The organism is Paracoccus sp. MBLB3053, from assembly GCF_031822435.1.
In the GTDB taxonomy this organism is placed as follows: domain Bacteria; phylum Pseudomonadota; class Alphaproteobacteria; order Rhodobacterales; family Rhodobacteraceae; genus Paracoccus; species Paracoccus aurantius.
On the sequence record NZ_JAVQLW010000001.1, the window covers coordinates 1 to 25,509 of the forward strand.

Genomic DNA, 25,509 nt, shown 5'->3' on the forward strand with positions numbered 1-25,509 from the left:
ATGGACAAGATTTGGGGGCAGGCGCGTGAAGAACTTCAGAAGATCGTCGGAGCCGACAGTTTCGCGACCTGGATTGAGCCCCTTCGCCTGACGGGCGTGAGCGAAGGCACGGCGGTCATTGCCTGCCCGACCCGCTTCCTGTCGGACTGGGTGTCTCGTCACTACAGCGACGAAATCCTCAAGGTGCTCGACCGGATCGAAGGGCCGGTGCATCGGCTGAGCTTCGAGACCCGCAGCCAGACGAGCCGCCAGGTGACCGCTGCAAATTCCGAACCCAAGCGCCCCGCGCCTCGTGTTGCCACTGCCGCAGCGGCAGAAGAGGAACTGACCGCGCCGCTTGATCAGCGCTTCACCTTCGACAACTTCGTCGTCGGCAAGCCGAACGAGCTTGCCCATGCCGCCGCTCGCCGCGTCGCCGAAGGTGGGCCTGTCACCTTCAACCCGCTGTTTCTTTATGGCGGCGTCGGTCTGGGCAAGACCCACCTGATGCACGCCATTGCGCGGGAAATCCAGGCCCGCCAGCCCGAGGCGAAGGTCCTCTATCTCTCGGCCGAGCAGTTCATGTACCGCTTTGTCCAGGCGCTGCGCGACCGCACCGTGATGGATTTCAAGGAACTTTTCCGCACCGTTTCGGTGCTGATGGTCGATGACGTGCAATTCATCGCGGGCAAGGATTCGACGCAGGAAGAATTCTTCCACACGTTCAATACCTTGGTGGACCAAGGCAAGCAGATCGTCATCTCGGCCGACCGTGCGCCGGGCGAGATCAAGGACATGGAAGAACGCATCAAGTCGCGCCTGCAATGCGGCCTGGTCGTCGACCTGCATCCGACTGATTACGAGCTGCGCCTGGGTATCCTGCAATCCAAGACCGATAGCTTCCGCCTGCAATATCCGGGCCTTCAGCTGGCGCCCGGCGTCTTGGAATTCCTGGCCCATCGCATCACTTCGAACGTCCGCGTGCTGGAAGGCGCGCTGCAGCGGCTCTTTGCCTTTGCCAGCCTGATGGGCCGCGAGATTACGCTCGACATGACCCAGGAATGCCTGGCCGACATCCTGCGCGCCAATGACCGCAAGGTGTCCATCGAAGAAATCCAGCGCAAGGTGGCCGAGCATTACAACATCCGTCTCGCCGACATGATCGGGCCGAAGCGCGTGCGCACCGTCGCCCGCCCGCGCCAGATCGCGATGTATCTGGCCAAGCAGATGACCTCGCGTTCTCTGCCCGAGATCGGGCGCCGTTTCGGTGGTCGCGACCACACCACGATCATGCACGGAGTGAGAAAGATCGAGGAACTGCGCTCGGCCGATCGCAGCCTTGCCGAAGATATCGACCTTCTTCGTCGTCTTCTGGAAGCCTGACCGCTTCGATCCGCTTGACCAGCCGGGCAAATCTGCGAAATTGCCCGGCACCGGGTTGGTCCCTATAGTCGGCCTTCCCGCCGCGAATGAGACATAAGGACCGACCATGAAATTTGCGATCGAACGTGCCGATCTGGTGAAGGCAGTTTCTCAGGCTCAGTCCGTTGTCGAGCGGCGCAACACGATCCCGATCCTGGCCAATGTGCTGATCGAGACGACAAGTGATGGCGTCAGCTTCCGCGCAACCGATCTGGACACCGAAATCGTCTACCTGACCCAAGCCCAGGTCGAGCGTCCGGGCGCCACGACCGTTTCGGCCAGCATGCTCAATGACATCGCCCGCAAGCTGCCCGACGGCGCGCTGGTCCAGCTTGACCTGGACGGTGCAACGGGACGCCTGTCGGTTCAGGCGGGCCGTTCGAACTTCAGCCTCGCGACCCTGCCGCGCGAGGATTTCCCGGTGATGTCCTCGTCCGAATATTCGGCGAATTTCTCGGCCCCCGCCTCGGTGCTGCGCCGGCTTTACGACAAGTCGAAATTCGCGATCTCGAACGAGGAAACCCGCTATTACCTGAATGGCGTCTACATGCACGTGGCGCAATCCGAGGAGGGTCCGTCCTTGCGCTGCGTCGCGACCGATGGCCATCGCCTCGCGCGGATCGACGCGGCCCTGCCCGCTGGCGCGGGTGAGATGCCCGGCGTGATCGTGCCGCGCAAGACCGTAGCCGAGCTGCGCAAGCTGCTTGATGACGATTCGACCGAGATCGCCGTCTCGGTCAGCGAGACCAAGGTGCGCTTCGCCACGCCGACCATCACGCTTACCTCGAAGGTGATCGACGGCACCTTCCCCGATTACAGCCGCGTCATCCCCTCGGGCAATGCCCGCAAGCTGGAAGTGGATGCCGGCGATTTCGCGAAGGCCGTGGACCGCGTCGCCACCGTCAGCAGCGAGCGCTCGCGCGCGGTGAAACTTTCGCTCGACGAAGACCGGCTGGTGCTGTCAGTCAATGCCCCCGATGCAGGCGCCGCCGAAGAAGAACTGCCCGTGGCCTATGCCGACGAGCCGCTGGAAATCGGCTTCAACGCCAAATACCTGCACGAAATCGCGGGCCAGATCGACCGCGAGAACGCGGTCTTCCTGTTCAACGGCTCGGGCGATGCGGCGCTGATCCGCGAGGGTGGCGACACCACCGCCGTCTATGTCGTCATGCCGATGCGCGTGTGACGCTTACACGCCTGCACCTGGCCCAGTTCCGTAGCTGGGCCCGTCTCGAGATCGAAACCGACCAGCGGCCCGTGGCAATCCACGGGCCGAATGGTGCCGGCAAGACGAATATCCTTGAAGCCGTCTCGATGCTCTCGCCAGGTCGGGGCATGAGGGGGGCTACTCCGGGCGATCAGGCCCGCAAGGGGCCGGATGTCGGCTGGCAGATCCGCGCCCGGATCGAGGATCGCGAAATCCTGACCCGCGCCCTGCCCGGCCAATCTCGTGAGGTCACGATCGACGACAAGCCCGCGACTCAGGTGGCGCTTGGTAGCCTGATGCGGGTGATCTGGCTCACTCCGGCGATGGACAGGCTCTGGGCCGATGCGCCAGAACAGCGCCGCCGCTTTCTTGACCGCGTGACGCTCAGCTTCGCACCCAGCCATGCCGAGAATGCACTGGCCTATGACAAGGCCATGCGCGAGCGAAACCGCCTTCTCAGGGACGAGGTTCGCGACGTGGGTTGGTATCGGGCGCTGGAATCGCAGATGGCGGAGATGGGGGCGGCAATCACGCGCAACCGCCTTGATGCCATCGCGCGGATCATGGCCGCGCAGGACGGGGCCGAGACCGCCTTTCCGGCGGCGACCCTGAACTTGCTGCCCGGCGAGGGAGCGGCAGACGATCCCGAACCGGAAAGCATTGCCCACCGCCTGGCCGAGGGGCGTTCCCGCGACATGGCCGCAGGCCGCACACTCACCGGCCCGCATCGCGCCGATCTGGGCGCGCATTGGGGGCCGCAGGATATGCCGGCCGCCTTGTCCTCGACCGGCGAGCAGAAGGCGCTGCTGCTCTCGCTGATCCTCGCCAATGCGCGTGCGCTTCACGCGGAAGCGCCGGTCCTGCTGCTCGACGAGGTGGCGGCCCATCTCGATTCCGGGCGCCGCGCCGCGCTTTACGAAGAGATCACCGCGCTTTCCGCGCAATGCTTCCTGACCGGCACCGGCCCCGAGCTCTTCGAGACGTTGCGGGGACGGGCTCAATTCTTAAGCGTCGCCCGCGAAGGCGACGCCTCGACGCTTGTCTAGACGATCAGGTCGACCAGTTCGAAGCTGCGCACATCGACAATGCCCAGATCCGAGATCCTGAGTTCCGGGATCACCACCAGCGCCAGCAGCGAATGCTGCATGTAGGCGTTGTTCAGGCTGCAGCCGCAATCCTGCATCGCCTGCACGATGCCCTGCGCGGCCTCGGCCACTTCGGTCGCGGGCCGGTCGGACATGAGGCCCCCGATCGGCAACGCGACGCTGGCGAGTTCCGCGCCGTCGCGGAAGACGGTGACGCCGCCGCCAAGCGCGCCCAGGTGGTTGGCCGCCGCCGCCATGGTCTCGCGGCAGGTGCCGACGACGATCATGTGATGGCTGTCATGCGCGACGGTCGAGGCCACCGCGACCCGGCCCTGGTAGCCGAAGCCCGAGACGAAGCCGTTCACCACGCCGCCGGTGCCCTGGTGGCGCTCGACCAGCGCGATCTGGCAGGTGTCCCCCTGCCCCTCGACCACGCCGACACGGATCGGCAGATCGGCTTCCAGCGCGCGGGTCGGGGCCTGGTTCTCGACCACGCCGATGACGCGGACGCGGGCCTGATCGCCCGTCGCCCGAACCTCGAAATCCGCGCCCGCCAGTTCCTTGCCAAGCCGGACCGATTTCCGCGCCCGCTCGGGCCAGTCGATGCGCGGACAATCGACCAGCAGGCGGCCCTCCTCGGCCACCAACTGCCCCTGCGCGATCACCGCCTCGATCGGCAGCGCGCGCAGGTCCGAGGTCAGGATCACGTCGGCCCGGCGGCCGGGCGTGATCGAGCCCAATTCGCGTTCTTGCCCGAAATGGCTGGCGGTGTTGATGGTCGCCATCTGGATCGCGATCAGCGGGTCGCAGCCGCAGGCGATGGCATGGCGCACGACGCGGTTCATGTGGCCCTCATGCACCAAAGTGCCGGAATGGCAATCATCGGTGCAGAGGATGAAGAAGCGCGGATCGAGCCCCTTCTCGGTGATCGCGGTGATCTGCGTTTCCACGTCATACCAGGCCGAGCCCAGCCGCATCATGCAGCCCATGCCCTGGCGGACGCGGGCGATGCCCTGCGCCTCGCTGGTGGTCTCGTGATCGTCGGCCGCACCGCCCGCGACATAGGCATGGAAGGGCCGGCCCAGATCGGGGCTGGCATAATGGCCGCCGACGGTCTTGCCCGCCGCCCGGGTCGCCGCGATCTCGCCCAGCATCTGAGCATTACCCGCGGCGACGCCGGGAAAGTTCATCATCTCGCCCAGGCCAATGATACCCTCCCAGCCCATGGCCTGCGCCACCTCGCCTTCGGTGATCGGCGCGCCGGTGGTTTCCAGACCCGGGGCCGAGGGGGCGCAGCTCGGCATCTGGGTGAACATGCTGACCGGCTGGATCAGCGATTCGTCCCGCATCAGCCGCACGCCCTCGAGGCCCAGCACGTTGGCGATCTCATGCGGGTCGTGGAACATCGTCGTCGTGCCATGCGGGATCACCGCGGCGGCAAAGCCCGCGGGCGTCAGCATCCCCGATTCGACATGCATATGGGCGTCGATCAGCCCCGGCACCATGTAGCGGCCCCTGGCCTCGATCACCTGCGTGTCCGGCCCGATCGAGGGGGTGGCATCGGGCCCGACATAGGCCACGCGGCCATCGGCCACGGCGACATCCATGGCCTCGATCAGCTCGCGGGTATGGACATTGACCCAGATCCCGCCACGGATCACCAGATCCGCATGCGCCCGTCCCGCAGCCACTTCGACCAGCCGGGGCTGCGCCTCGACCCAGGGTTTCAGCATCACACTCTCCTTGTTCCTTCCCGCCAATTTGCGGCAGGGTGGCGGCGAAGGAAAGGCATGACGATGGAATGGCAGGGCGAAGCCACGGTAATGACGCAGCGCAGGCACGGCGAGAATGCCGTGATCCTGACCGTGCTTTCCCGCGATATCGGTCTTCTTTCGGGAATGGTTCCGGGCGGCGCCAGCAGCAAGCGCGCCGCGATGCTTCAACCCGGTAGCCGCCTGAGCCTGCGCTGGCGCGCTCGGCTCGAAGATCAACTGGGCGGGTTCTCAGCCGAACCGGCCCGGTCCCGGCCCGGACTGATCGCAAGCCCCGCCGCATTGGCCGGTGTGAATGCCGTCACATCGCTTCTGACCTTTGCACTGCCCGAGCGCGATCCACATCCGCGGCTGGTCGACCTGACCGAAACCCTGCTCGACCAGATGGACAGTGGAACGGATTGGGCCGAGACCTATATCCTGTGGGAACTGCGCCTGCTCGACGAATTGGGCTTCGGACTTGATCTCGGATCATGCGCCGTCACTGGCCAGCGCAGCGGGCTCGCCTATGTCAGCCCGCGCACCGGGCGGGCGGTCAGCGCCCAGGCGGCGGGGGAGTGGGCCCCGAAGCTGCTGCCCCTGCCCGCGATCCTCGGCGGATGCGGCAATGGTGGCGTGATGGATGCCCTTGCCCTGACCGGGCATTTCCTGGAAACGCGGCTGGCCGAAGCGCATGCGGGAAAGCCCCTGCCACCGGCAAGGGCCCGTCTTGTCTCCCGGCTCAGGGCAGCGGATACCAGCGGATCGTGACGCCGGGGCCGGTCATGACAAGTTCGCCGCCTCGACGCTCTGCCTGGCGAACCGCACCAAGCGCGGCAAGAAAATCAGTCTCCCCGCCCTCGCGAATGCAGGCGCGGCGCGTCGTGACCATGGTCTTGTAGTCAAGCGCAGGAAGCTCCGCCGAGTTTTCGGAACGATAGACGTTGCAGGGCCCCTGTCCCGAAATTGCGCCATCGGGGGCGATCCGGGCGGTGGGCTTGCCGAAGATTTCCTTGCCCTCGACTTCGATCAACTCGTAATCGCCCGCAATCATCGGCACATCCCCCGCCGATACGCCGCAAGCCGTCAGCGCAAGCAAGGCAGCGCAAGCAAAACCCCGCATGTCTTATTCCTTCCGGTAGCCCGGCTCGAAGGTCAGATAGGTCGGACCGGTGATCTTCAGCACTCCACCCAGATAGGTGATGCCATCCGCCTGCCTCAGCGCGTTGAAATATTGGCTTTCGAGGCGACCGGCATTGCCGCCGCAGCTTCCGCCGCTCGTGTTGATCTCACCGATCTTGAAGCCGGGCGGATCGACCGTCTGGGGCGCCGAGTAATGGTTGCAAGGCGCCTGACCCGAGATCGAACCATCCGCTTCGATCGTCAGGCCCACATTCCGCTGCGGCACGGTATCCGAACCGATGCCGACCAAAACATATGGACCGGTCGGGACGCTGCTGCCCGCCCCGCTGCCGGCAGTGGGCTCGCAGGCGGAAAGCGCGGTCACGGCGGCCATCACTGCCGGGATTGTCAGGAAGCGGTTCATTGGCAGCTCCGTTCTTTGCTCTGGCCGACATATTGCCCGATCGGGAAAGCCTGTCCAGAACCGCACGGAATTTCTCGGGGAGCCAGTAGCTTTCTTGCAATAACCTCATGCGAATTCAGGCTTTCCGGGCCGAAGCCGCGGCCCACCAGACCTCTCATGAACACCGCCTTATCAGCAGATTGCGGTGGCATTCTCGACGGCCCGATGGACAGCGCGCCTTTTGTCCAAGATCGCGCCCAGCCAGAGGCAATCTGACGACAAGTCCGCTTGCATCACCGATTTGCGGCGGTAACTCTGCGCGCATGTTCGGACTCGACCCGTTTCATTTCTGGCTTGCCATCGGGATCACGCTTTTCTCCGGTTTCGTGAAAGGGGCGATCGGCTTTGCCATGCCGATGATCATGATGTCGGCGTTGAGCTCGTTCCTGACCGCGCAGCAGGCTCTGGCAGCCCTGATCCTTCCCGTGCTTTTCACCAATATCCGTCAGTCCCTGCGCCAGGGGATACGACCCGCATTGCGAACCATGTGGGTCTATCGTTGGCATGTCGGCATGGTGGCCCTGTTCATTCCGATCAGCGCCTTTTTCGCCGCACGCGTCCCCCAATGGATCATGTATGCGCTGCTGGGCCTGCCGATCACCCTATTTGCGATCTGGCAGCTGGCCGGGCGCAGCATGGCCATCCCGATCCATCACCGTCGTCGGGTCGAGATCGTGACAGGCATCATCGGAGGGCTTTACGGCGGAATTTCGGGGATCTGGGGACCACCGCTGATCGTCTACCTGCTGTCGATCGGCGCGGCCAAGGACGAACAGATGCGGGCGCAGGGGGTCGTATTCTTCATGGGATCGGTGGTCCTGACCGCGTCGCATCTCGGCTCGGGGCTTCTGAACGGCCAGACCCTGCCCTTTTCCGCGCTGATGGTGATCCCTGCCGCGATCGGGATGGCACTGGGCTCTCTTGCCCATGATCGGCTGAACATCGCGCAGTTCCGTCGCTGGACGCTGATGCTGCTTGTCCTGACAGGCGTCAACCTGGTGCGACGGGCGCTGGAACTGCACGGGCTGGCAGTGTAACCGGGCGCCGAAGACAGGAGACCAAGATGACTTCTTTCCCTGACCCCGCCGATCTGACGGCCCGATTGATACGCTGCCCCTCGGTCACGCCCGAGGAAGGCGGCGCGCTGGACCTGCTGGCCAAGGCGCTGAGCGAGGCCGGTTTCGCGTGCCACCGCGTCGACCGCAACGGCGTGCCGAACCTGTTCGCGCGCTGGGGTGCCAAGGGGGCCAAGCGCAGCTTCGGCTTCAACGGTCACACCGATGTTGTCCCGCCGGGAGACTCGACAAGCTGGACCCATCCGCCCTTCTCGGGGCATGAGGAGGACGGCTGGATCTGGGGGCGTGGTGCCACCGACATGAAATCCGGGGTCGCGGCCTTTGCCGCTGCGGCCATCGCCTTCGTGCAAGAACGCGCACCCGACGGGGCCGTCATCCTGACCATCACCGGCGACGAGGAAGGACCCGGCAAGGATGGCACCCGTGCGCTGCTTGACTGGATGGATGCAGAAGGCGAGCGGATGGATGTCTGCATCGTTGGTGAGCCCTCGAACCCCGACCGCATGGGCGAGATGATCAAGATCGGCCGGCGCGGCTCGATGACATTGCAGATTTCTGCCAAGGGCGTGCAGGGCCATGCGGCCTATCCGCATCGCGCAAAAAACCCGCTTCACGCACTGGTCCGGCTTCTGAACGAACTGACCGCCGAGCCGCTCGACCACGGGACCGAGCATTTCGACCCGTCCGGCCTCCAGGTCACAACGGTCGACTGCGGCAACCCGGCCTCGAACGTCATCCCGGAACGGGCTCGCGCCACGGTCAACATCCGCTTCAACGACGCCCACACCTCGCACACGCTCGACCGCATGATCCGCGACAAGGCGGCAGGGATCGAGGCCGAGACGGGCGTAAGCTTCGATATCGAAACCGATGTCTCGGGCGAAAGCTTCCTGACCCGGCCGGGCCCCTTCGTCGAGATGGTGCGCGACATCGTGCGGGACGAAACCGGACTTGAACCGGTGCTTTCGACCTCGGGCGGAACCTCGGATGCGCGTTTCGTCAAGGATCACTGCCCGGTCCTTGAATTCGGCCTCGTGGGTCATTTCATGCATCAGGTGGACGAACGCGTCCCGGCGGAACAGGTGCGCCAACTGTCGCGGATCTATCGCCGTATCCTGGAGCGTTACTTCGCATGATCGAGAAGACCGACGATATCGAGACCTGCCGGGCAATCCGCCGCGAGGTCTTCATCATCGAGCAGAATGTCTCGGAAGCGGAGGAATGGGACGGCCGGGACGACGAGGCGATCCACCTGCTTGCCCGTGATCCCCTGGGGCGCGCGATCGGCACTGCGCGCATTCTTTTCGATGCCGAAACCGGCAAGATCGGTCGCGTGGCGGTACTGCAGGCGGCCCGTGGAACTGGCACGGGTGCAGCCCTGATCCGCGCCGCGCTGGACGAGTTGCGCGCCCTGCCCGAAATCCGACGAGTGAAGCTTGGTGCGCAGACCCATGCGATAGGCTTTTATGAAAAGCTTGGCTTCAAGGTCTTCGGACCAGAATATGACGATGCGGGCATCCCGCATCGCGACATGATCCTGGAGCTTTGATTGATCCGCCCCGAGCTTGCCGAACGCGTACGCCCCTGGGCCGAGACGGCCACGGCTGCGGGCATCGTGGCCTTTGGGCTGTGGGTCGTATCGCTTGGCGGTTGGGTCTTCCAGCCGTTGGGCAGCGTCATTGCGGTCGTCGCGGCAATCTGGGCGCTGGATGCGCGCCGCCGGATGCGCTTTCGCAGCAAGGCGACCGCGCCCGGCGTCGTCGAACTGGATGAGGGCGCGATTCGCTACCTTTCGCCGGACCGCGTGCTGGGCGGCGAAATCGCCCTGCGCGACCTTTCCGAAATTCGCTTGCTGCGCCTGAACGCCCGCCTGAACTGGCGGCTGAAAAGCGTCGATGGCCAGGCGCTTCTGATTCCGGTTGATGCCAAGGGGGCCGAGCTTCTGGCCAGCGCCTTCGCGTCGCTGCCCGGTCTGGACATGGGAAGGCTTTCGGCGGCCCTTGCCGAAGATGGACCCGCAATCCAGACCCTTTGGACGAGGCATGAGCACGCCCGCTTGACTTGAGCCGCGCAGATTGCCACCTGTGGCGCTCAGGCAATTGAAAGGCCACCGATGTCCATTCCTCAACAGGGCGGCGGCCCGATCGAACATCCCCAACAGCTGGCTGAATACATCGCCTCCGGCGAGAAGCCGAAGGATCATTGGCGAATCGGGACCGAGCATGAAAAATTCGGCTACCGCCACTCGGACCTGTTGCCCCTGCCCTATGACGGGCCGGAAGGCTCGCCGACCGTCAAGGCCATGCTGGAAGGCATCGGCCAACGCTTCGGCTGGAATCCCGTGCGCGAAGGCGAAAACATCATTGGGCTGGAACGCGACGGGGCGAATGTCAGCCTTGAGCCGGGCGGCCAGCTTGAGCTTTCCGGCGCGCCGGTGGAAACGATCCACCAGACCTGCGACGAGGTGAACCTGCACCTGGCCGAGGTAAAATCCGTGGCGGACGAATTGGGCGCCGGTTTCATCGGCCTTGGCGCGGCCCCGATCTGGACCCAGGACCAGATGCCGATGATGCCCAAGGGGCGCTACCGGCTGATGACCGATTACATGGGTCGCGTGGGCGAATTGGGCACGCAGATGATGTATCGCACCTGCACCGTGCAGGTGAACCTGGATTTCGGCTCGGAAGCCGACATGGTTCAGAAACTGCGCGTCGCGCTGGCGCTGCAACCCGTTGCGACCGCGCTTTTCGCCAACTCGCCCTTCCTCGACGGCAAGCCGAACGGGATGAAAAGCTGGCGCTCGCATATCTGGCAGAATCTCGACGGTGCGCGCACGGGCCTTCTGCCCTTCGTTTTCGAAGACGGCATGGGCTATGAGGCATGGGTGGATTACGTGCTCGATGTGCCGATGTATTTCGTCTATCGCGACGGCAAATACATCAACGCCCTGGGGCAAAGCTTCCGCGACTTCATGAAGGGCCAGCTTCCGGCGCTGCCGGGCGAAATCCCGACGCTGTCGGACTGGGCGGATCACCTGACGACAGTTTTCCCCGAAGCGCGCGTCAAGAAGTTCATCGAGATGCGCGGTGCGGATGGCGGCCCGTGGCGTCGGCTCTGCGCGCTTCCCGCGCTTTGGGTCGGCCTGATCTATGAACAGACCACGCTGGATGCGGCCTGGGACCTGTGCCGCGGCTGGTCGGCCGAGCAGCGCGAAGGTCTGCGCGTTGCTGCCTCGCGCGACGGGTTGCAGGGCGAATTCGACGGGCTGCGCCTGCATGACATCGCCCGCGAAGTGCTGGAGATCGCCGAACACGGGCTCAAACTGCGCGCCCGCGCCGGCGCAGGCGGGCTGGTCCCGGACGAGACGCATTTCCTGAACGCGCTCAAGGAAAGCGTCGATTCGGGCAAGACGCCTGCAGATGAGCTGCTGGAAAAATATCGTGGCGCTTGGAATGCGGACATCAGCCGGGTCTACGGCGAATATTCCTATTGATGTAGACGGATCGGCCCTGACCGCATCTTCGGTCAGGGCCGATTTCTCAGCAATCTTCGCTTTTGTCGACAAGGCCCGGCTTGCTGCGGTCCTCGCACATGGCGCTGCTGGGCTTGGCTCCACCTGGCTTGGCCGGCCAATCCTTTTTTCTGTCAGGGTCCGCATCCAGGAATTCATCGGGTGAATGCGGTGTCCCGTCATGCTTGCCCTGGCCATTTTCGCGCGGGGGATCGGTGGCGGGATTGTCTTTCGCGGTGGGCTGTTCTCGGGTCATTGATAAGTCCTCCTGGAAAGCAAACGGTCGGAGGGGGTGCTTGTTCCAAGCACGCGCCACGCCCGATACCCCTCCGCATGCGCGAAAGGATATCGCCGCTGCGACCGGGCGGTTCCGAACCGCCCGCAACTGCAATCAGTTCGACAGTTCGCGCGGTTCCTTGCGACCCTGCATGAACTGGTCGAATTCGGCCTTGTCCTTCGCCTCGCGCAGCTTCTGCAGGAAGTCGAGAAACTCGCGATGCTCGTCCTCGAGCCGTTTCAGGGTTTCGTCGCGATAGGCGTCGAATGCGGCGTTTCCGGTTGGGGCCGAAAAGCCCGCATAACCACGCCCGTTGCGGAAGGCATGACGTTCATGGCGGTGACGGCAAGAAAACATGCGTTTGCTCCAGATCATGTAACCAAGGATTGCCAGGCCGACGGGCCAGGCGGCGACGAAGCCCAGGATCATCGCCATGATCCAGGCTGCCTTGCCGCGTTCGTCCAGCCAGTCCCGGATGCCGGCTAGGGCCGAGCCGATCCGCTCCATGACGGACGAACGCGGGGCGGTGGTGGTGTTCATAGACGGTCCCTTTCAATGTGAATGTTAATCACATTTACATAAATGGAAGTGCAGCGGACCGGCTTCAAGATCATTGCAACAAAAAATCAGTTGGTGATGACGCCGAGGCCCCGCAGATAGATCAACGTGCCACTTTCCAGCATATCCGCAGGCGAGATGGGCGAACGCCCACCCGGCTTGCCGCGACTGAAGAGTTCGACCACACCATGGCTCAGGGCCCAGATGTGATCGGCCGCCATGCCTGCGGGCGGACGGGCATTGGTGGGAACATGCCGGAACAGTTCCTCGGCTGCACTGACCAGCGTGCCTCGCGCACGATCAGCGGCCTGGGTCAGACCCGAATTTCCGGTGATCGAGATACCCGATTCGAACATCGCGATATAGAAACCGCGCCGCTCGGCCGCGAAGGCCAGGTAAGCCTGACCCATGCCCAGAAAGGCCGCAAGAGGCGTGCGACCCAGCGCCAGCGCCGCGCCCAGCCGATCGGCAAATTCCTCGAACCCCTGTCTTGCGATTTCTTCGATCAACTCGTCCCGGCCCGAAAAATGCCGGTAGGGCGCAGCCGCACTGACCCCGACAAGGCGCGCGGCCTCGGCAAGGGTGAAGCCTTGCGGCCCCTTTTCCTCGATCAGGCGAACGGTCGCCTCGACGAGCGCCTGACGCAGGTTGCCATGGTGGTAGGATTCGCGGACCACATTCCGGCCCTTACATGCCTTCGCCGAAATAATCCCCGACGAGGGCTGTCAACGCCTCGGCCAATTCGCCGGCCTGCGCGCCCCGCGTCGTGACGCGGATCATGCTGCCACGCGGGGCAGTCAGCATCAAAAGACCCATGATCGAATCGCCTGAAACGCTCATCCCGTCTTTCTCGACGGTGGCCTGGGCGTCGAATTTCTCGACGGTCTCGACGAATTTGGCACTGGCCCGCGCATGCAGGCCCTTTTCGTTGATGATGGTCAGTTCGCGGGTGACTGACCCGTTTCTCATGTCGTTCATGAAACTGCGCGGTTCGGCACGGGAATGATATCGGCGGGCAGGACGTCGTAGCTGTTGATGTATTTCCGCCCGGCATCCTTGGCCAGTGTGACCGCATCGGCCACCGGCAGCTTTCGCGACTTTGCCAGTTTCACAAGCATCGGCAGGTTCGCGCCGTACAGAATCGAGCGATTGCGTGCATGACAGGCCAGAAGCGACAGGTTCGATGGCGATCCACCGAACAGATCGGTTACCACAACCACACCATCGCCGGTATCGACGGAATCGGCTGCGGCGCAGATTTCGGCCTGCTTTTCACCGCGGTCATGATTCTCTTCGATTGTAACGGCCCGAATTCCCGATTGTGGCCCAACCACGTGTTCGACTGCCGAGAGATATTCCCTAGCGAGCCCCCCATGCGCCACGATGACAATTCCGATCAAGTTTCCCACCACGAAAGGTCTGCCGTCAAATGGACGCGGACACCGCGAGAGGTCCTGACATAGAACCGTCATCTGCAGGTGCCGGCGCCTTTTCACGGCGTTCAAGTTCCCTGTGTCTAATTGACACTTGCCAGCCGGCTTTCGCAAGCGCGTCTGCCATAATTTCCGCCAATGTGACGGATCGATGTTGCCCCCCTGTACATCCGAATCCGATGACGAGATGGGCCTTACCTTCTTCTAGATGGGCGGGAAGCGCGAAAAGCACAAGATCCCTTACCTTGTCGAAGAATTCCGCGAACCGGGTATCGGACGCAACGTAATCCTGTACGGCGCGATCGCGCCCATCCAGCGGGCGCAGCTTCGGTTCCCAATGCGGATTGGACAGGAAGCGGCAGTCGAACATCATGTCGACCCCACGCGGAACCCCACGTTTATATGAGAAAGATTGGACCGAAACGGTCAGCCGCCTGCCCGGCTCGACATCGAACCAGCGCGCCAACTCGGCCTTCAGGTCATGGGGCGACAGCTCGGACGTATCGACCAGCACATCGGCCCTTGCCCGCACGGCAGACAGCATGTCGCCTTCGGTCAGGATCGCATCCAGCGGCGCGCCCTCGCTGCGCAGCGGATGGCGCCGCCGAGTTTCATTGAACCGTCGCAAAAGCTGCTCGGTGCTGCAATCCAGATACAGCACCTCGGGTTCGTAATCCGGCAGTCTTGTCAGACGATCAATTAGTTCAATCAGGTTTGTCGCCGAGAAGTCACGATTCCTGATATCCAGCCCCAGGGCCAGCGGCACCCCTCTCGCCGGCCCGTCCAGGAGCCGCGGCACGAGGGAAAGCGGAAGGTTGTCGATTGCCTCGTAGCCCAGATCCTCGAGCACGTTGATCGCCGTCGAACGCCCCGCCCCCGACGGGCCGGTAACCAGCACCACGCGCTGGGTTTGATCGCCTGATGTTTCGTTCTTCGTCATGCGCTTTCGGAAAGCCTACGAGTCAGAATGAGTGCGGAGCGGAAATTGGGCTCAAGTCTCGTCCTGATCCCAACGGCCCGCAACAAGATATTGCAGCAATGCGGGCGCAAGATGCGCCCGTCCGCCCCCCAGCACAAGAGGCAGGCAGATACCGAGCAGCTCAACCTTGCGGTGCGGTGGCAATCGGGCCGGTTCGGGTTGGTCCAGATCGACCGCCAGCACCAGGCCGACCGGCCCGACCGGTTCGGCATTGAGTATCCCGACGCCCCGAGCCTCGATCCGGCCACGGATCGGCGCCGGGCAGTCCGCAACCAGACGCGCATTCTCGACGGCAAGGCTCGTCCGATCATCCGAGACCAGCCCGCATCCCATCGCCATGAGCTGAAGCGCGAGGCTCGACTTACCCGATCCGGAGCCGCCAAGAATCAGCAGCGCCCTGTCACCCAAGGCGACGCAGGAGGCATGGACGATCACAAGCGACTCCCCGCCCACACTTGAAACTTCCTTCTCATCCTGATGAAAATCCCGCGCTTCTCTTTCAAAACTGTTCCGGATCGCGGAAATGTTGGCGCGAACACTGTCTGGTTGCGCTAAACCTGACCCGTTCTGCGGTTCCGTCATCCTGCTGCCATGATATAGCACTCGTGAAGACCCGTTACAGGGTCAGACGATCATCAGGAGCTTTCAGGACATGTCCGAACCGCGCGTTAATCCGAACTGCCGTCTCGAAGATCAGGGGATCACCGGCCTCGGCAACGTCTATTACAACCTGATCGAACCTGCCCTGATGAACGCGGCCATTGCGCGCGGCGAAGGCAAGCTTGGCCAGGGCGGCACCTTCCTCGTGTCGACCGGCGCGCATACCGGCCGCTCGCCCAAGGACAAGTTCGTTGTCCGCACCCCCGCAGTCGAAGATTCGATCTGGTGGGAGAACAACAAGCCGATGTCCCCCGAGGCCTTCGACCTGCTTCATGCCGACATGCTCGAGCACATGAAGGGCAAGGACTATTTCGTCCAGGACCTGTTCGGCGGCGCTGACGCGGCGCTGCGCCTCGACGTCCGCGTCGTGACCGAGCTGGCCTGGCACAACCTTTTCATCCGCCACCTGCTGCGCCGTCCCGAGGCGTCGGAACTGGCAAGCTTCGTGCCCGAATTCACCATCATCAACTGCCCCAGCTTCAAGGCCGACCCGGCCCGCCACGGCTGCCGCAGCGAGACCGTGATCGCGCTCAACTTCGACAAGAAGCTGATCCTGATCGGCAACACCGCCTATGCCGGCGAAAACAAGAAATCGGTCTTCACGCTTTTGAACTACATCCTGCCGGAAAAAGGCGTGATGCCGATGCATTGCTCGGCCAACCACGCCATCGGCAATCCCGATGACAGCGCGATCTTCTTCGGCCTGTCGGGCACCGGCAAGACCACGCTCTCGGCCGATCCCTCGCGCACGCTGATCGGCGATGACGAGCATGGCTGGTCGGATCACGGCATCTTCAACTTCGAAGGTGGCTGCTACGCGAAAACGATCAACCTCTCGGCCGAGGCTGAGCCGGAGATCTACGCGACCTGCTCGAAATTCGGCACCGTGATCGAGAACATGGTCTTTGACGAGGACACGCTGGAGCTGGACTTCAACGACAACTCGATCACCGACAACATGCGCTGCGCCTACCCGCTCGAGCAGATCTCGAACGCGTCCGAGACCTCGCTGGGCGGCATGCCGAAAAACGTGATCATGCTGACCTGCGACGCTTACGGCGTCCTGCCGCCGATCGCGCGCCTGACCCCGGCCCAGGCCATGTATCACTTCCTGTCGGGCTTCACCTCGAAGACTCCGGGAACCGAGGTGGGGGTTGTCGAGCCAACCCCCACCTTCTCGACCTGCTTCGGCGCCCCCTTCATGCCACGGCGCCCGGAAGTCTATGGCAAGCTCCTGCAGGAAAAGATCAACTCGACCGGCGCGCATTGCTGGCTGGTCAATACCGGCTGGACCGGCGGCGCCTTCGGGACCGGCAAGCGCATGCCGATCAAGGCCACGCGCGCGCTTCTGACTGCCGCGCTGGACGGATCGCTGAACGACGTGCAGTTCCGCAAGGACCCGAATTTCGGCTTCGAGGTTCCGGTTTCGGTTCCGGGCGTCGAGGACAAACTGCTTGACCCGCGCCAGACCTGGGAAGATGCCGAGGCTTATGACGCGCAGGCGGCCAAGCTTGTCGCCATGTTCAGCGACAACTTCGCCCAATACGCCGACAAGATCGACGACGACGTTCGCGCAGCCGCAATCGGCTGATCGCACGGATTGCGGGGCCTTGCCCCCCGCAATCCCAACCGTTCCAGGATCTGACATGAAAACGGGCCGTCCGAATGGGCGGCCCGACTTTTCCTGTTCAGCAGCTTTTGCAAAGCTTCAGCTGCTTCGGCGCACCCGCCGGCGTTTCTGTGCGCGCTTGATCTCGGCCAGGCGTGATTGCGTCGCGCGCTTGCGGATCGGCCCCTTGCTGCGACGGGAACCACCTTGGGGCAGTGCCTTGCCTTCGACCTCAAGCAGTTCCAGCATCAGCCCACCGGTCAATGGAACCGCCTCGGACAGGCGCACGGTAACGCGCTGGCCGATGCCGATCTCCAGCCCGGTTTCCGAACCCAGCAGCACCTGTGCATCGGGGTCATAGTGGAAATATTCCCGCCCGATTTCGCGGATCGGCAGAAGCCCGTCGGCCCCGGTTTCATCAAGCCGGATGAAGGCACCGAACTTTTGGACGCCACTGACCCTTCCGGCAAACTCGGCACCCACGCGATCTGACAGATAGGCTGCCAGATAGCGGTCAGTGGTATCCCGCTCTGCCGCCATTGAGCGCCGCTCGGTATCCGAGATCTGCTTTGCCGTCTCGCTAAGATTGTCCACATCCCATTGCGACAGCCCGTCATCGCCCCATTTGTGTCCCATGATCAGGGCGCGGTGCACGACCAGATCGGAATAGCGGCGGATGGGCGAGGTGAAATGCGCGTATGACCGGAGCGCCAAGCCGAAATGGCCGTAATTCTCGGGGTGGTAATAGGCCTGCTGCATCGACCGCAGCGCGGTCATGTTGATCAGTTCGTCGAAATCCGACCCCTCCGCCTGTTCCAGCAGCCGGTTCAGGTGCCGGGTCTGCAGCACCTGCCCCTTGGCAAGCGTAAAGCCCGAGGCCTCGGCCACTTCGCGCAGCGCATCAAGCTTTTCGACCGTCGGTTCTTCATGGACGCGGTAGAGAAGCGGGCGGCGCAGGCGTTCGAGTTCCTCGGCGGCGGCAACGTTGGCCAGCACCATGAACTCTTCGATCAGCTTGTGGGCATCGTAACGCTCGCGGAAATTCACCGACTTGACCCGACCGTCAGCGGTCAGGATGATCCGGCGCTCGGGCAGATCCAGTTCAAGCGGCTGGCGACGGGCGCGGGCGGATTTGAGAAGCCCGTAAGCATGCCAGAGCGGCTTGATGACCGAATCCATCAAGGGCGCGGTCTGGTCATCAGGGCTGCCATCGGCACCCGCCTGCGCCTGTTCATAGCTGAGGCTGGCCTGCGAATGCATCATGCCCCGGTGGAACGTATGGCTGACCTTGTTGCCTTCGGCATCAAGTCGCATGCGCACGGCGATGACCGGGCGATCCACGCCTTCATGCAGCGAACAGAGATCTCCCGACAGGATATCAGGGAGCATCGGCACGACCCGATCCGGGAAATAGGTCGAGTTGCCGCGCTTTCTCGCCTCGCGGTCCAGTGCCGAATTCGGGCGGACGTAATGGGCGACATCGGCAATCGCGACCCAGACTGCCGCGCCGCCATCCTCGAGAATTTCTGCCGCCACCGCATCGTCATGGTCGCGCGCATCCGACGGGTCGATCGTGACCAGAGGAAGGTGGCGCAGATCTTCGCGCCCCTTCATCGTCGCCGGCTTCGCGGCATCGGCCTCGGCCACGACTTCGTCAGGGAAGTCGTCGGGAATGCCGTGCTGATGGATGGCGATCAGACTGACCGCGCGCGGCGCCGACGGATCGCCCAGCCTTTCGAGAACGCGGGCAATCGGCAGGCCAAGACGGCCGCGCGGGCCGATCTGCTCCGCCTCGACCAGCTCGCCATTCTGGGCCCCGTGCACCTCATGCGCCGGAACCTGCCATTCCTTGTCCGAACCCTTGTCGATCGGCAGGATGCGCCCGCCCGCATCGGGCTTTCCGGAATCGCGGCGGAAGATGCCGACGATCTTGTGCTGGGTCGTTCCGATGCGGCGGATCAGGCGGGCCTGATACTGGTGATCGTCATTTTGGACCTCGATCAGGCGGGCAAGGATGCGCTCGCCCGGTGCCGTCGCCGGATCGGATTTCAGCGGCGCGTAAAGAATGCGCGGCATCGGCCCATCGCCCTGCCATTCCATCGGCTTGGCGAAGATATCGCCGTCCTTGTCGGGCGGCAGTAGCTGGATGACAGTGACGGGCGGCAGGCGCTCGGCATCATGGTAGTGGCGCCGGCGACGTTCCAGCAGCCCTTCCGCCTCAAGCTCCTTCAACAGGCGCTTGAGCTCAATCCGGGCAGCGCCCTTGATGCCAAAGGCCTTTGCAATGTCGCGTTTCGCGGTGGCGTCCGGATGCGCGTGCACCCAGTCGAGAATCTCTTGTCGGGAAGGTAGCTGTGCCATGCGGCCAAGCTATCACGCCGCCAGAGTGTGCGGCAGAGGCAAAATCAGCGCTCAGGTTCCGGCCGGAAGCCGCACGAATGCAATGCATTCCCGCACGATCGGATCGGCTTCGGCCCCTGCCGCGATATGGTCGGCGAGGTCCTGCCGCATGCGCGGCGACCAGAAAGCATTGATATGTTCTGCCACCGCCTTTGCCGGCGCCTGATTGGGCTGGCTGCGGAAGAAATCCGCCATCTGGCCAGCCATGCGAATGAGCTTGTCGGAACTATGGGACATCTTGGCCTCGGCTTCCGGCGATGCGCCGGGGGTGGGTGTAAAGATCGAAGCTCTCGCCTCTGGCGCGGGCGATAAGCGTAATTCCGGCGCGCTCTGCCCAGGACAATGCAAGTGCTGTCGGGGCGCTGGCTCCGATGAGGATGGGGGCGCCGATGCGCGCCGCCTTCTGGACCAGATCGACCGACAGGCGCGATGACATGACGATCGCCCCCTGCCCCGAAGCGACCCCGCCGCGCGCCAAGGCCCCCGCCAGCTTGTCGAGCGCATTGTGGCGCCCCACATCCTCGCGCACGGTCGCGGATCGGCCGTCCCAGAATGCCGCGCCATGGATCGCAGGCGTTTCGGACCGCAGGACCTGGCCCGCGGCAAGCGCATCCATCGCCCGTATCACCGATTGCGGTGGCATGTCCCATTCCGAGGAAACCTGCAACACCGGGGGCAAGGCCGCCGCGATGCTGTCCACCCCGCAAAGCCCGCAGCCGACTGGCCCGACCATGCTGCGACGGCGCTCGGCAAGACCGGCGGCAAGGCCCGGTCGCAACCAGAGCCGGGCCTCACGCGCGGGAAATCCGTCTGTCTCGACCTCGGCTTCTTCGAAGTCGGTCACGTCTTCGGGCGTTGCGATCAGCCCCTCGGTCAGCGCGAAGCCGATGGCGAAATCGTGCAAATCCGAAGGCGTCGCCATCAAAACCGCCTGCGACATGCCGTCGATGACGATCGCGACGGGACATTCCCGCGGGCTGGGTGGCGGGTCTGCCGAAAGCCAGCCGCCATCCCAGCGGAGCGGGCCAGGATACTGGTCCTTCATGCCATTGTCACTCGGCGGCGGCGGGCAGGATGCGGCGGGAAAGTTCGGAATGGCTGCGATACTCCTCTTGCCAGTCCGAAGGGCCGTTCGAAGGGCTGACCTGCACGGCCGTCACCTTGAATTCAGGGCAGTTCGTGGCCCAGTCGGAATTGTCCGTGGTCACCACATTGGCCTGAGTCGCCGGGTGATGGAAGGTGGTATAGACCACGCCCGGCGCGACCCGTTCCGTCAGCAGCGCCCGAAGCGATGTCGCCCCCGAACGTGATGCCACGCGCACCCAGTCCCCGTCCCGCACGCCACGGTTCTCCGCATCCGAGGGGTGGATTTCCAGAATGTCCTCGGGGTGCCAGGCGACGTTGTCCGTGCGCCGGGTCTGCGCGCCCACATTGTATTGCGACAGGATGCGCCCGGTCGTCAGCAACAGCGGGAATCGGGCTCCGGTGCGCTCTTCGGTGGCCACGTATTCGGTATGGATGAAATGTCCCTTGCCGCGCACGAAGCCGTCGACATGCATCAGCGGAGTGCCCAGCGGCGCCGCCTCGTTGCAGGGCCATTGCACCGAGCCTTCGCGATCGAGCAGATCATAGCTCACGCCGGCGAAGCTGGGCGTCGTCAGGGCGATCTCGGCCATGATCTCGCGCGGGTGGTCATAGCCCCAGTTGCCGCCAAGCCGATTGGCCAGCATCTGGGTGATCTGCCAATCCTCATAGCCGTTCTTGGGCGTCATCGCACGGCGAACCATGTTGATGCGGCGCTCGGCATTGGTGAAGGTGCCGTCCTTTTCAAGGAAGCTCGACCCCGGCAGGAAGACATGGGCGTAGTTCGAGGTCTCGTTCAGGAACAGGTCCTGCACGATCACGATGTCCATCGCCGAGAGCGCCGAGGTGACGTGCCGCGTGTCCGGGTCGGACTGAACGATATCCTCGCCCTGGCAATAGAGCCCGCGGAACCGGCCGGCCAATGCCTCATCGAACATGTTCGGGATGCGCAGGCCCGGCTCGGAAGACAGGGGCACACCCCAGACACGTTCATAAAGTTCGCGCGTGGCATCGTCCGAAACGTGGCGATATCCCGGATATTCATGCGGGAAGGAACCCATGTCGCAGGAACCCTGCACGTTGTTCTGGCCCCGCAGCGGGTTCACGCCGGTTCCCGGCACGCCGATATTGCCGGTCATCATCGCAAGGTTCGCGATTGCCATGACAGTGGTCGAGCCTTGCGAATGCTCGGTCACCCCGAGGCCGTAATAGATACTGGCACGCGGTGCGGCCGCATAGGCGCGGGCGGCAGCGCGAATGCGGTCGGCCGGCACCTTCGAGAGCTTCTCGACCTCTTCCGGGGAATGGCGCGGGTCCAGCAGGAACTCGGAATAGGCGAGGAACTCGTCCCAATCGCAGCGCTCGCGGATGAACGCCTCGTCATAGAGCTTCTCGGCCACGATGACATGGGCGATGGCGGTCAGAACGGCGACGTTCGTGCCCGGCCGCAGTGGCAGGTGCAGGCCCTCGCCCATGTGTGGCGTTTTCAGAAGGTCGATCTCGCGCGGGTCAAGGACGATCAGCCCCGCCCCCTCGCGCAGCCGCTTGCGCAGGCGGCTGGCAAAGACCGGGTGCCCGTCGGTCGGGTTCGCCCCGATCACCAGCGCAAGGTCGGTATCCTCGACCGAGTCGAAATCATGCGTCCCCGCCGAGGTGCCGAAGGTCGTGCGCAGCCCGTAACCCGTTGGCGAATGACAGACGCGCGCACAGGTATCGGTGTTGTTCGTGTGCAGAACGGCACGGGCCAGCTTCTGCACGAGATAGGTTTCCTCGTTCGTGCAGCGCGACGAGGTGATGACCCCGACGGAATCGCGACCGTGCTCGGCCTGCGCCTTCATCATGCGCTCGGCAGCGAAGTCCAGCGCCTCGTCCCAGCTCACGACCCGCCAGGGATCGGTGATGTTTTGGCGGACCATCGGGTTAAGCTGACGGTCCTGATGCGTGGCGTAACCCCAGGCAAAGCGGCCCTTGACGCAGCTATGGCCCCGGTTGGCCTTGCCGTCTTTCGACGGCACCATGCGCACGACCTCCTCGCCGCGCATATGCGCATCGAACGAACATCCGACCCCGCAATAGGCGCAGGTCGTCTTGACGATCCGTTCAGGCGTGCCGATCTCGATCACCTTGTTCTCGATCAGGGTCGCGGTCGGGCAGACCTGCACGCAAGCCCCGCAACTGACGCAATCGGAGCTGAGGAAGCTGTCCGATTCCATCCCGGCCGAGACGCGGCTGTCGAAGCCCCGCCCCTCGATGGTCAGCGCGAAAGTGCCCTGCACTTCTTCGCAAGCCCGCACGCAGCGCGAGCAGACGATGCATTTCGCCGGATCGAAGGTGAAATAGGGGTTCGACTGGTCCTTGGGCCGATATTCCGGGTTCGGGCCCTCGGCATCGCGGCGGGCGAAATGGTTCGCGCCCGGCTCATAGCGGACCTCGCGCAGGCCCACGGCGCCGGCCATGTCCTGCAATTCGCAATCGCCATTGGCGGCGCAGGTCAGGCAGTCCAGCGGGTGGTCCGAGATGTAAAGCTCCATCACGCCCTTGCGGATCCGGGCGACATCCTCGGTCTGGGTGTGGACGACCATGCCCTCGGCCACGGGCGTCGTGCAAGAGGCTGGCGTGCCGCGCATGCCGTCGATCTGCACGACGCAAAGCCGGCAGGAACCGAAGGCCGTGACATGATCGGTCGCGCAAAGCTTCGGAACCGTGATCCCGGCGACCGCCGCCGCGCGCATGACGCTGGTGCCCGCCGGAACGCTGACGGCGATGCCGTCCACCAGCAGGTTCACGGTGACGTCGGATTTCGCGGCAGGTGTGCCGAAATCGCGATCGGGAATGATGAAATCCTTCATTCTGCGGCCTCCTTGCGGGGCGTGCCCCGCCCGCTGAATTCTTCTGGGAAATGGGTCAAGGCGGACAGGACGGGGAATGGCGCGAAGCCCCCCAGCGCGCAAAGCGAGCCCCATTTCATCGTGTTGCAAAGATCCTTGAGGATCGGGACGCCCTCGTCATCGCCAGCGGCAATTCGGTCGATCGTCTCGACGCCCCGGACCGAGCCGATCCGGCAGGGCGTGCATTTCCCGCAGCTTTCCACCGCGCAGAATTCCATCGCGAACCGGGCAAGCTTCAGCATGTCGGCGCTGTCATCGAAGACGGTGATACCGGCATGGCCCAAGAGCCCCTCGCGCCCGGCAAGTTCCTCATATCCGAAGGGCACGTCGAAATCCTTGGCCGGGATATAGGCCCCCAGAGGCCCGCCGACCTGCGCCGCCTTGACCGGCCGCCCCGAGGCCGAGCCACCACCAATCTCGTTGATGATCTGGCCCAGCGTCAGGCCGAAGGCTGCTTCGAACAGCCCGCCATGCTTGACGTTGCCCGCGATCTGGATCGGGATCGTCCCCTTCGAACGACCTATGCCCAGCCTCGCATATTCCGCCCCGCCATGCGCCATGATCCAAGGGATCGTTCCCAGCGAGATCAGGTTGTTGACGACCGTGGGCTTGCCCAGAAAACCCTCCAGCGCCGGGATCGGGGGCTTGGCGCGGACCGTGCCGCGCTTGCCTTCAAGGCTGTTCAGAAGGCTAGTTTCCTCGCCACAGACATAGGCCCCGGCGCCGACGCGGACCTCCATGTCGAAGGCATAGCCAGAGCCAAGCACCGAGGCACCCAGAATCCCCGCTTCACGCGCCAGGTCGATCGCGGCTTCGGTGATGCGGATCGCATCGGGATATTCGCTGCGGATATAGCAATAGCCGCGCGTCGCCCCGACCGCGATGCCGGCGATCGCCATGCCCTCGATCAGGGTCAGTGGATCGCCTTCCATCAGCATGCGGTCGGCAAAGCTGCCGCTGTCGCCCTCATCGGCATTGCAAACGATATATTTCTGATCAGCCTTCGCGCCCGCGACGGTCTTCCACTTGATGCCGGTCGGGAAACCCGCGCCACCACGGCCGCGCAGACCGGATTGGGTTACTTCCTCGACGATGGCTTCGGGCCCCATCCCGATGGCACGACGCAATCCAACCAGCCCGCCATTCGCCTCATATTCCAACACTGACAGCGGGTCGATCACGCCGACGCGTTCAAAGGTCAGCCGCTTCTGCGCCTTCATCCAGGGCAGTTCGTCAACCGGCCCCAAGGCAAGCGCATGATCCGACCCGTCGCGGATCGCACTGATCAGCCCGGCCACGTCGTCGACCTCGACCGGCCCATAGCCATGACGAACACCGTCACGCTCGACCTCGACCAGCGGTTCCAGCCAGATCATGCCCCGCGTACCGTTCCGCGTGACTTCGAATTCCTGCGCAAGGGCTTCGGCAACCTCATCGGCACCAAGGGCCTTGGCCGCAGCATCAAGTGGAACCCAGATCCTCATGCCCCCGCCTCCGTCACCAGCCTCTGGACCTTCGCAAAACTGGCGCGCCCCACCAGCCTGTCGCCCATCTGCGCGGACGGTCCGCAGGCGCAAAGCCCAAGGCAGAAGACCGGTTCAAGCGTCAGCCGCCCGTCAGGAGTCGTTTCGTGGAAATCGATCCCCAACGCTGCGCGGACCTGTTCGGCCAAGGCATCAGCCCCCATCGACTGGCAGGCCTCGGCCCGGCACAGGCGCAGCACATGCCGTCCCGAAGGATGGTCGCGGAAATCATGGTAGAAGCTGACCACGCCATGCACCTCGGCGCGGGTCAGACTCAGTGCGGCGGCGATGACGGGCTGCGCCTCTTCGGGGACATATCCCCATTCCGACTGAATATCGTGCAGGATCGGCAGCAGCGGTCCTTCGCGATCCTTGTGGCAGTCGATGATCGCGGAAAGGCGTGCTGAAAAATCAGCGGAAATCGCACTTGTCGTCATAGCTGGGTCGATCCGGGCTCTATTCTATCGAAACCAGTTTAAAACC

The 25,509-nt window shown here is 63.9% G+C and carries 26 protein-coding genes; 10 read left to right on the plus strand and 16 right to left on the minus strand.

The window, feature by feature from the left end:
• The 3 genes from dnaA (at position 1) to recF (ending at position 3,654) form a co-directional block, all read left to right on the plus strand.
• Positions 1-1,362: a chromosomal replication initiator protein DnaA gene (gene dnaA / locus RGQ15_RS00005; protein WP_311158157.1), complete on the plus strand. Its 1,362-nt coding sequence runs from the start codon at positions 1-3 to the stop codon at positions 1,360-1,362.
• Positions 1,363-1,468: 106 nt separating this feature from the next.
• Positions 1,469-2,587: a DNA polymerase III subunit beta gene (gene dnaN, locus RGQ15_RS00010; protein ID WP_311158158.1), complete on the plus strand. Its 1,119-nt coding sequence runs from the start codon at positions 1,469-1,471 to the stop codon at positions 2,585-2,587.
• On the plus strand, positions 2,584-3,654 hold the full coding sequence (gene recF / locus RGQ15_RS00015; protein WP_311158159.1) for a DNA replication/repair protein RecF: 1,071 nt from the start codon (positions 2,584-2,586) through the stop codon (positions 3,652-3,654). Before dnaN ends, recF begins: the two co-directional genes overlap by 4 nt.
• Here recF and RGQ15_RS00020 read toward each other — a convergent pair.
• Positions 3,651-5,426, minus strand: a complete 1,776-nt coding sequence (locus RGQ15_RS00020; protein ID WP_311158160.1) for an adenine deaminase — start codon at positions 5,424-5,426, stop codon at positions 3,651-3,653. The two genes, recF and RGQ15_RS00020, sit on opposite strands and share 4 nt — an antisense overlap.
• Positions 5,427-5,489: 63 nt before the next feature.
• On the opposite strand from RGQ15_RS00020, the gene recO reads away from it, so the two are divergent.
• A complete protein-coding gene (gene recO / locus RGQ15_RS00025) occupies positions 5,490-6,215 on the plus strand; it encodes a DNA repair protein RecO (protein WP_311160996.1) in 726 nt (241 codons plus the stop codon).
• On the opposite strand, the gene RGQ15_RS00030 is transcribed toward recO, so the two are convergent.
• Positions 6,187-6,567 carry an META domain-containing protein gene (locus tag RGQ15_RS00030; RefSeq protein ID WP_311158161.1) on the minus strand — a complete coding sequence of 127 codons (381 nt, stop codon included), beginning with the start codon at positions 6,565-6,567 and terminating at the stop codon, positions 6,187-6,189. The two genes, recO and RGQ15_RS00030, sit on opposite strands and share 29 nt — an antisense overlap.
• Before the next feature lie 3 nt (positions 6,568-6,570).
• Complete coding sequence (locus tag RGQ15_RS00035) at positions 6,571-6,990, minus strand: META domain-containing protein (RefSeq protein WP_311158162.1); 420 nt, start codon at positions 6,988-6,990, stop codon at positions 6,571-6,573.
• Positions 6,991-7,292: 302 nt separating this feature from the next.
• On the opposite strand from RGQ15_RS00035, the gene RGQ15_RS00040 reads away from it, so the two are divergent.
• The 5 genes from RGQ15_RS00040 to RGQ15_RS00060 are packed head-to-tail and all read left to right on the plus strand — an operon-like array spanning position 7,293 to position 11,598.
• Positions 7,293-8,066 (plus strand): sulfite exporter TauE/SafE family protein, encoded by a 774-nt coding sequence (locus tag RGQ15_RS00040; protein ID WP_311158163.1) that lies wholly within the window; start codon positions 7,293-7,295, stop codon positions 8,064-8,066.
• 26 nt (positions 8,067-8,092) lie between these two features.
• Positions 8,093-9,241: a succinyl-diaminopimelate desuccinylase gene (dapE, locus tag RGQ15_RS00045; protein WP_311158164.1), complete on the plus strand. Its 1,149-nt coding sequence runs from the start codon at positions 8,093-8,095 to the stop codon at positions 9,239-9,241.
• The gene (locus RGQ15_RS00050) at positions 9,238-9,654 is read left to right on the plus strand and encodes a GNAT family N-acetyltransferase (protein ID WP_311158165.1); all 417 of its coding nucleotides are present in this window, start codon (positions 9,238-9,240) and stop codon (positions 9,652-9,654) included. The genes dapE and RGQ15_RS00050 overlap by 4 nt, the downstream gene beginning before the upstream one ends.
• On the plus strand, positions 9,655-10,170 hold the full coding sequence (locus RGQ15_RS00055; protein ID WP_311158167.1) for a hypothetical protein: 516 nt from the start codon (positions 9,655-9,657) through the stop codon (positions 10,168-10,170).
• A gap of 48 nt (positions 10,171-10,218) precedes the next feature.
• Positions 10,219-11,598 carry a glutamate--cysteine ligase gene (locus tag RGQ15_RS00060; RefSeq protein ID WP_311158168.1) on the plus strand — a complete coding sequence of 460 codons (1,380 nt, stop codon included), beginning with the start codon at positions 10,219-10,221 and terminating at the stop codon, positions 11,596-11,598.
• A 46-nt stretch (positions 11,599-11,644) separates the two neighbouring features.
• Here RGQ15_RS00060 and RGQ15_RS00065 read toward each other — a convergent pair whose 3' ends face one another.
• The 7 genes from RGQ15_RS00065 to RGQ15_RS00095 form a co-directional block, all read right to left on the minus strand.
• Positions 11,645-11,872: a hypothetical protein gene (locus RGQ15_RS00065; RefSeq protein WP_311158169.1), complete on the minus strand. Its 228-nt coding sequence runs from the start codon at positions 11,870-11,872 to the stop codon at positions 11,645-11,647.
• A 135-nt stretch (positions 11,873-12,007) separates the two neighbouring features.
• Positions 12,008-12,433: a DUF2852 domain-containing protein gene (locus RGQ15_RS00070; RefSeq protein ID WP_311158170.1), complete on the minus strand. Its 426-nt coding sequence runs from the start codon at positions 12,431-12,433 to the stop codon at positions 12,008-12,010.
• Positions 12,434-12,519: 86 nt separating this feature from the next.
• Positions 12,520-13,128 (minus strand): TetR/AcrR family transcriptional regulator, encoded by a 609-nt coding sequence (locus RGQ15_RS00075; RefSeq protein WP_311158171.1) that lies wholly within the window; start codon positions 13,126-13,128, stop codon positions 12,520-12,522.
• Positions 13,129-13,138: 10 nt separating this feature from the next.
• Positions 13,139-13,429, minus strand: a complete 291-nt coding sequence (locus tag RGQ15_RS00080) for an HPr family phosphocarrier protein (RefSeq protein ID WP_311158172.1) — start codon at positions 13,427-13,429, stop codon at positions 13,139-13,141.
• Positions 13,426-13,851 (minus strand): PTS sugar transporter subunit IIA, encoded by a 426-nt coding sequence (locus tag RGQ15_RS00085; RefSeq protein ID WP_311158173.1) that lies wholly within the window; start codon positions 13,849-13,851, stop codon positions 13,426-13,428. Before RGQ15_RS00085 ends, RGQ15_RS00080 begins: the two co-directional genes overlap by 4 nt.
• Positions 13,852-13,876: 25 nt before the next feature.
• Complete coding sequence (gene rapZ, locus RGQ15_RS00090; RefSeq protein WP_311158174.1) at positions 13,877-14,824, minus strand: RNase adapter RapZ; 948 nt, start codon at positions 14,822-14,824, stop codon at positions 13,877-13,879.
• Positions 14,825-14,875: 51 nt separating this feature from the next.
• Positions 14,876-15,298 (minus strand): HPr kinase/phosphorylase, encoded by a 423-nt coding sequence (locus RGQ15_RS00095; RefSeq protein ID WP_311158175.1) that lies wholly within the window; start codon positions 15,296-15,298, stop codon positions 14,876-14,878.
• A gap of 217 nt (positions 15,299-15,515) precedes the next feature.
• On the opposite strand from RGQ15_RS00095, the gene RGQ15_RS00100 reads away from it, so the two are divergent.
• The gene (locus tag RGQ15_RS00100; protein WP_311158176.1) at positions 15,516-17,114 is read left to right on the plus strand and encodes a phosphoenolpyruvate carboxykinase; all 1,599 of its coding nucleotides are present in this window, start codon (positions 15,516-15,518) and stop codon (positions 17,112-17,114) included.
• 117 nt (positions 17,115-17,231) lie between these two features.
• Here RGQ15_RS00100 and rnr read toward each other — a convergent pair whose 3' ends face one another.
• The 6 genes from rnr to RGQ15_RS00130 are packed head-to-tail and all read right to left on the minus strand — an operon-like array spanning position 17,232 to position 25,463.
• Positions 17,232-19,493, minus strand: a complete 2,262-nt coding sequence (gene rnr, locus RGQ15_RS00105; protein WP_311158177.1) for a ribonuclease R — start codon at positions 19,491-19,493, stop codon at positions 17,232-17,234.
• A gap of 51 nt (positions 19,494-19,544) precedes the next feature.
• Positions 19,545-19,769: a formate dehydrogenase subunit delta gene (locus tag RGQ15_RS00110; RefSeq protein WP_311158178.1), complete on the minus strand. Its 225-nt coding sequence runs from the start codon at positions 19,767-19,769 to the stop codon at positions 19,545-19,547.
• The gene (gene fdhD, locus RGQ15_RS00115) at positions 19,759-20,577 is read right to left on the minus strand and encodes a formate dehydrogenase accessory sulfurtransferase FdhD (protein WP_311158179.1); all 819 of its coding nucleotides are present in this window, start codon (positions 20,575-20,577) and stop codon (positions 19,759-19,761) included. The genes RGQ15_RS00110 and fdhD overlap by 11 nt, the downstream gene beginning before the upstream one ends.
• 7 nt (positions 20,578-20,584) lie before the next feature.
• Positions 20,585-23,464, minus strand: a complete 2,880-nt coding sequence (fdhF, locus tag RGQ15_RS00120; RefSeq protein ID WP_311158180.1) for a formate dehydrogenase subunit alpha — start codon at positions 23,462-23,464, stop codon at positions 20,585-20,587.
• The gene (locus RGQ15_RS00125; RefSeq protein ID WP_311158181.1) at positions 23,461-24,987 is read right to left on the minus strand and encodes a formate dehydrogenase beta subunit; all 1,527 of its coding nucleotides are present in this window, start codon (positions 24,985-24,987) and stop codon (positions 23,461-23,463) included. The genes fdhF and RGQ15_RS00125 overlap by 4 nt, the downstream gene beginning before the upstream one ends.
• Positions 24,984-25,463, minus strand: coding sequence for a formate dehydrogenase subunit gamma (locus tag RGQ15_RS00130; protein ID WP_311158182.1), 480 nt, complete (start codon positions 25,461-25,463; stop codon positions 24,984-24,986). The genes RGQ15_RS00125 and RGQ15_RS00130 overlap by 4 nt, the downstream gene beginning before the upstream one ends.
• Between the last annotated feature and the right edge of the window lie 46 nt (positions 25,464-25,509).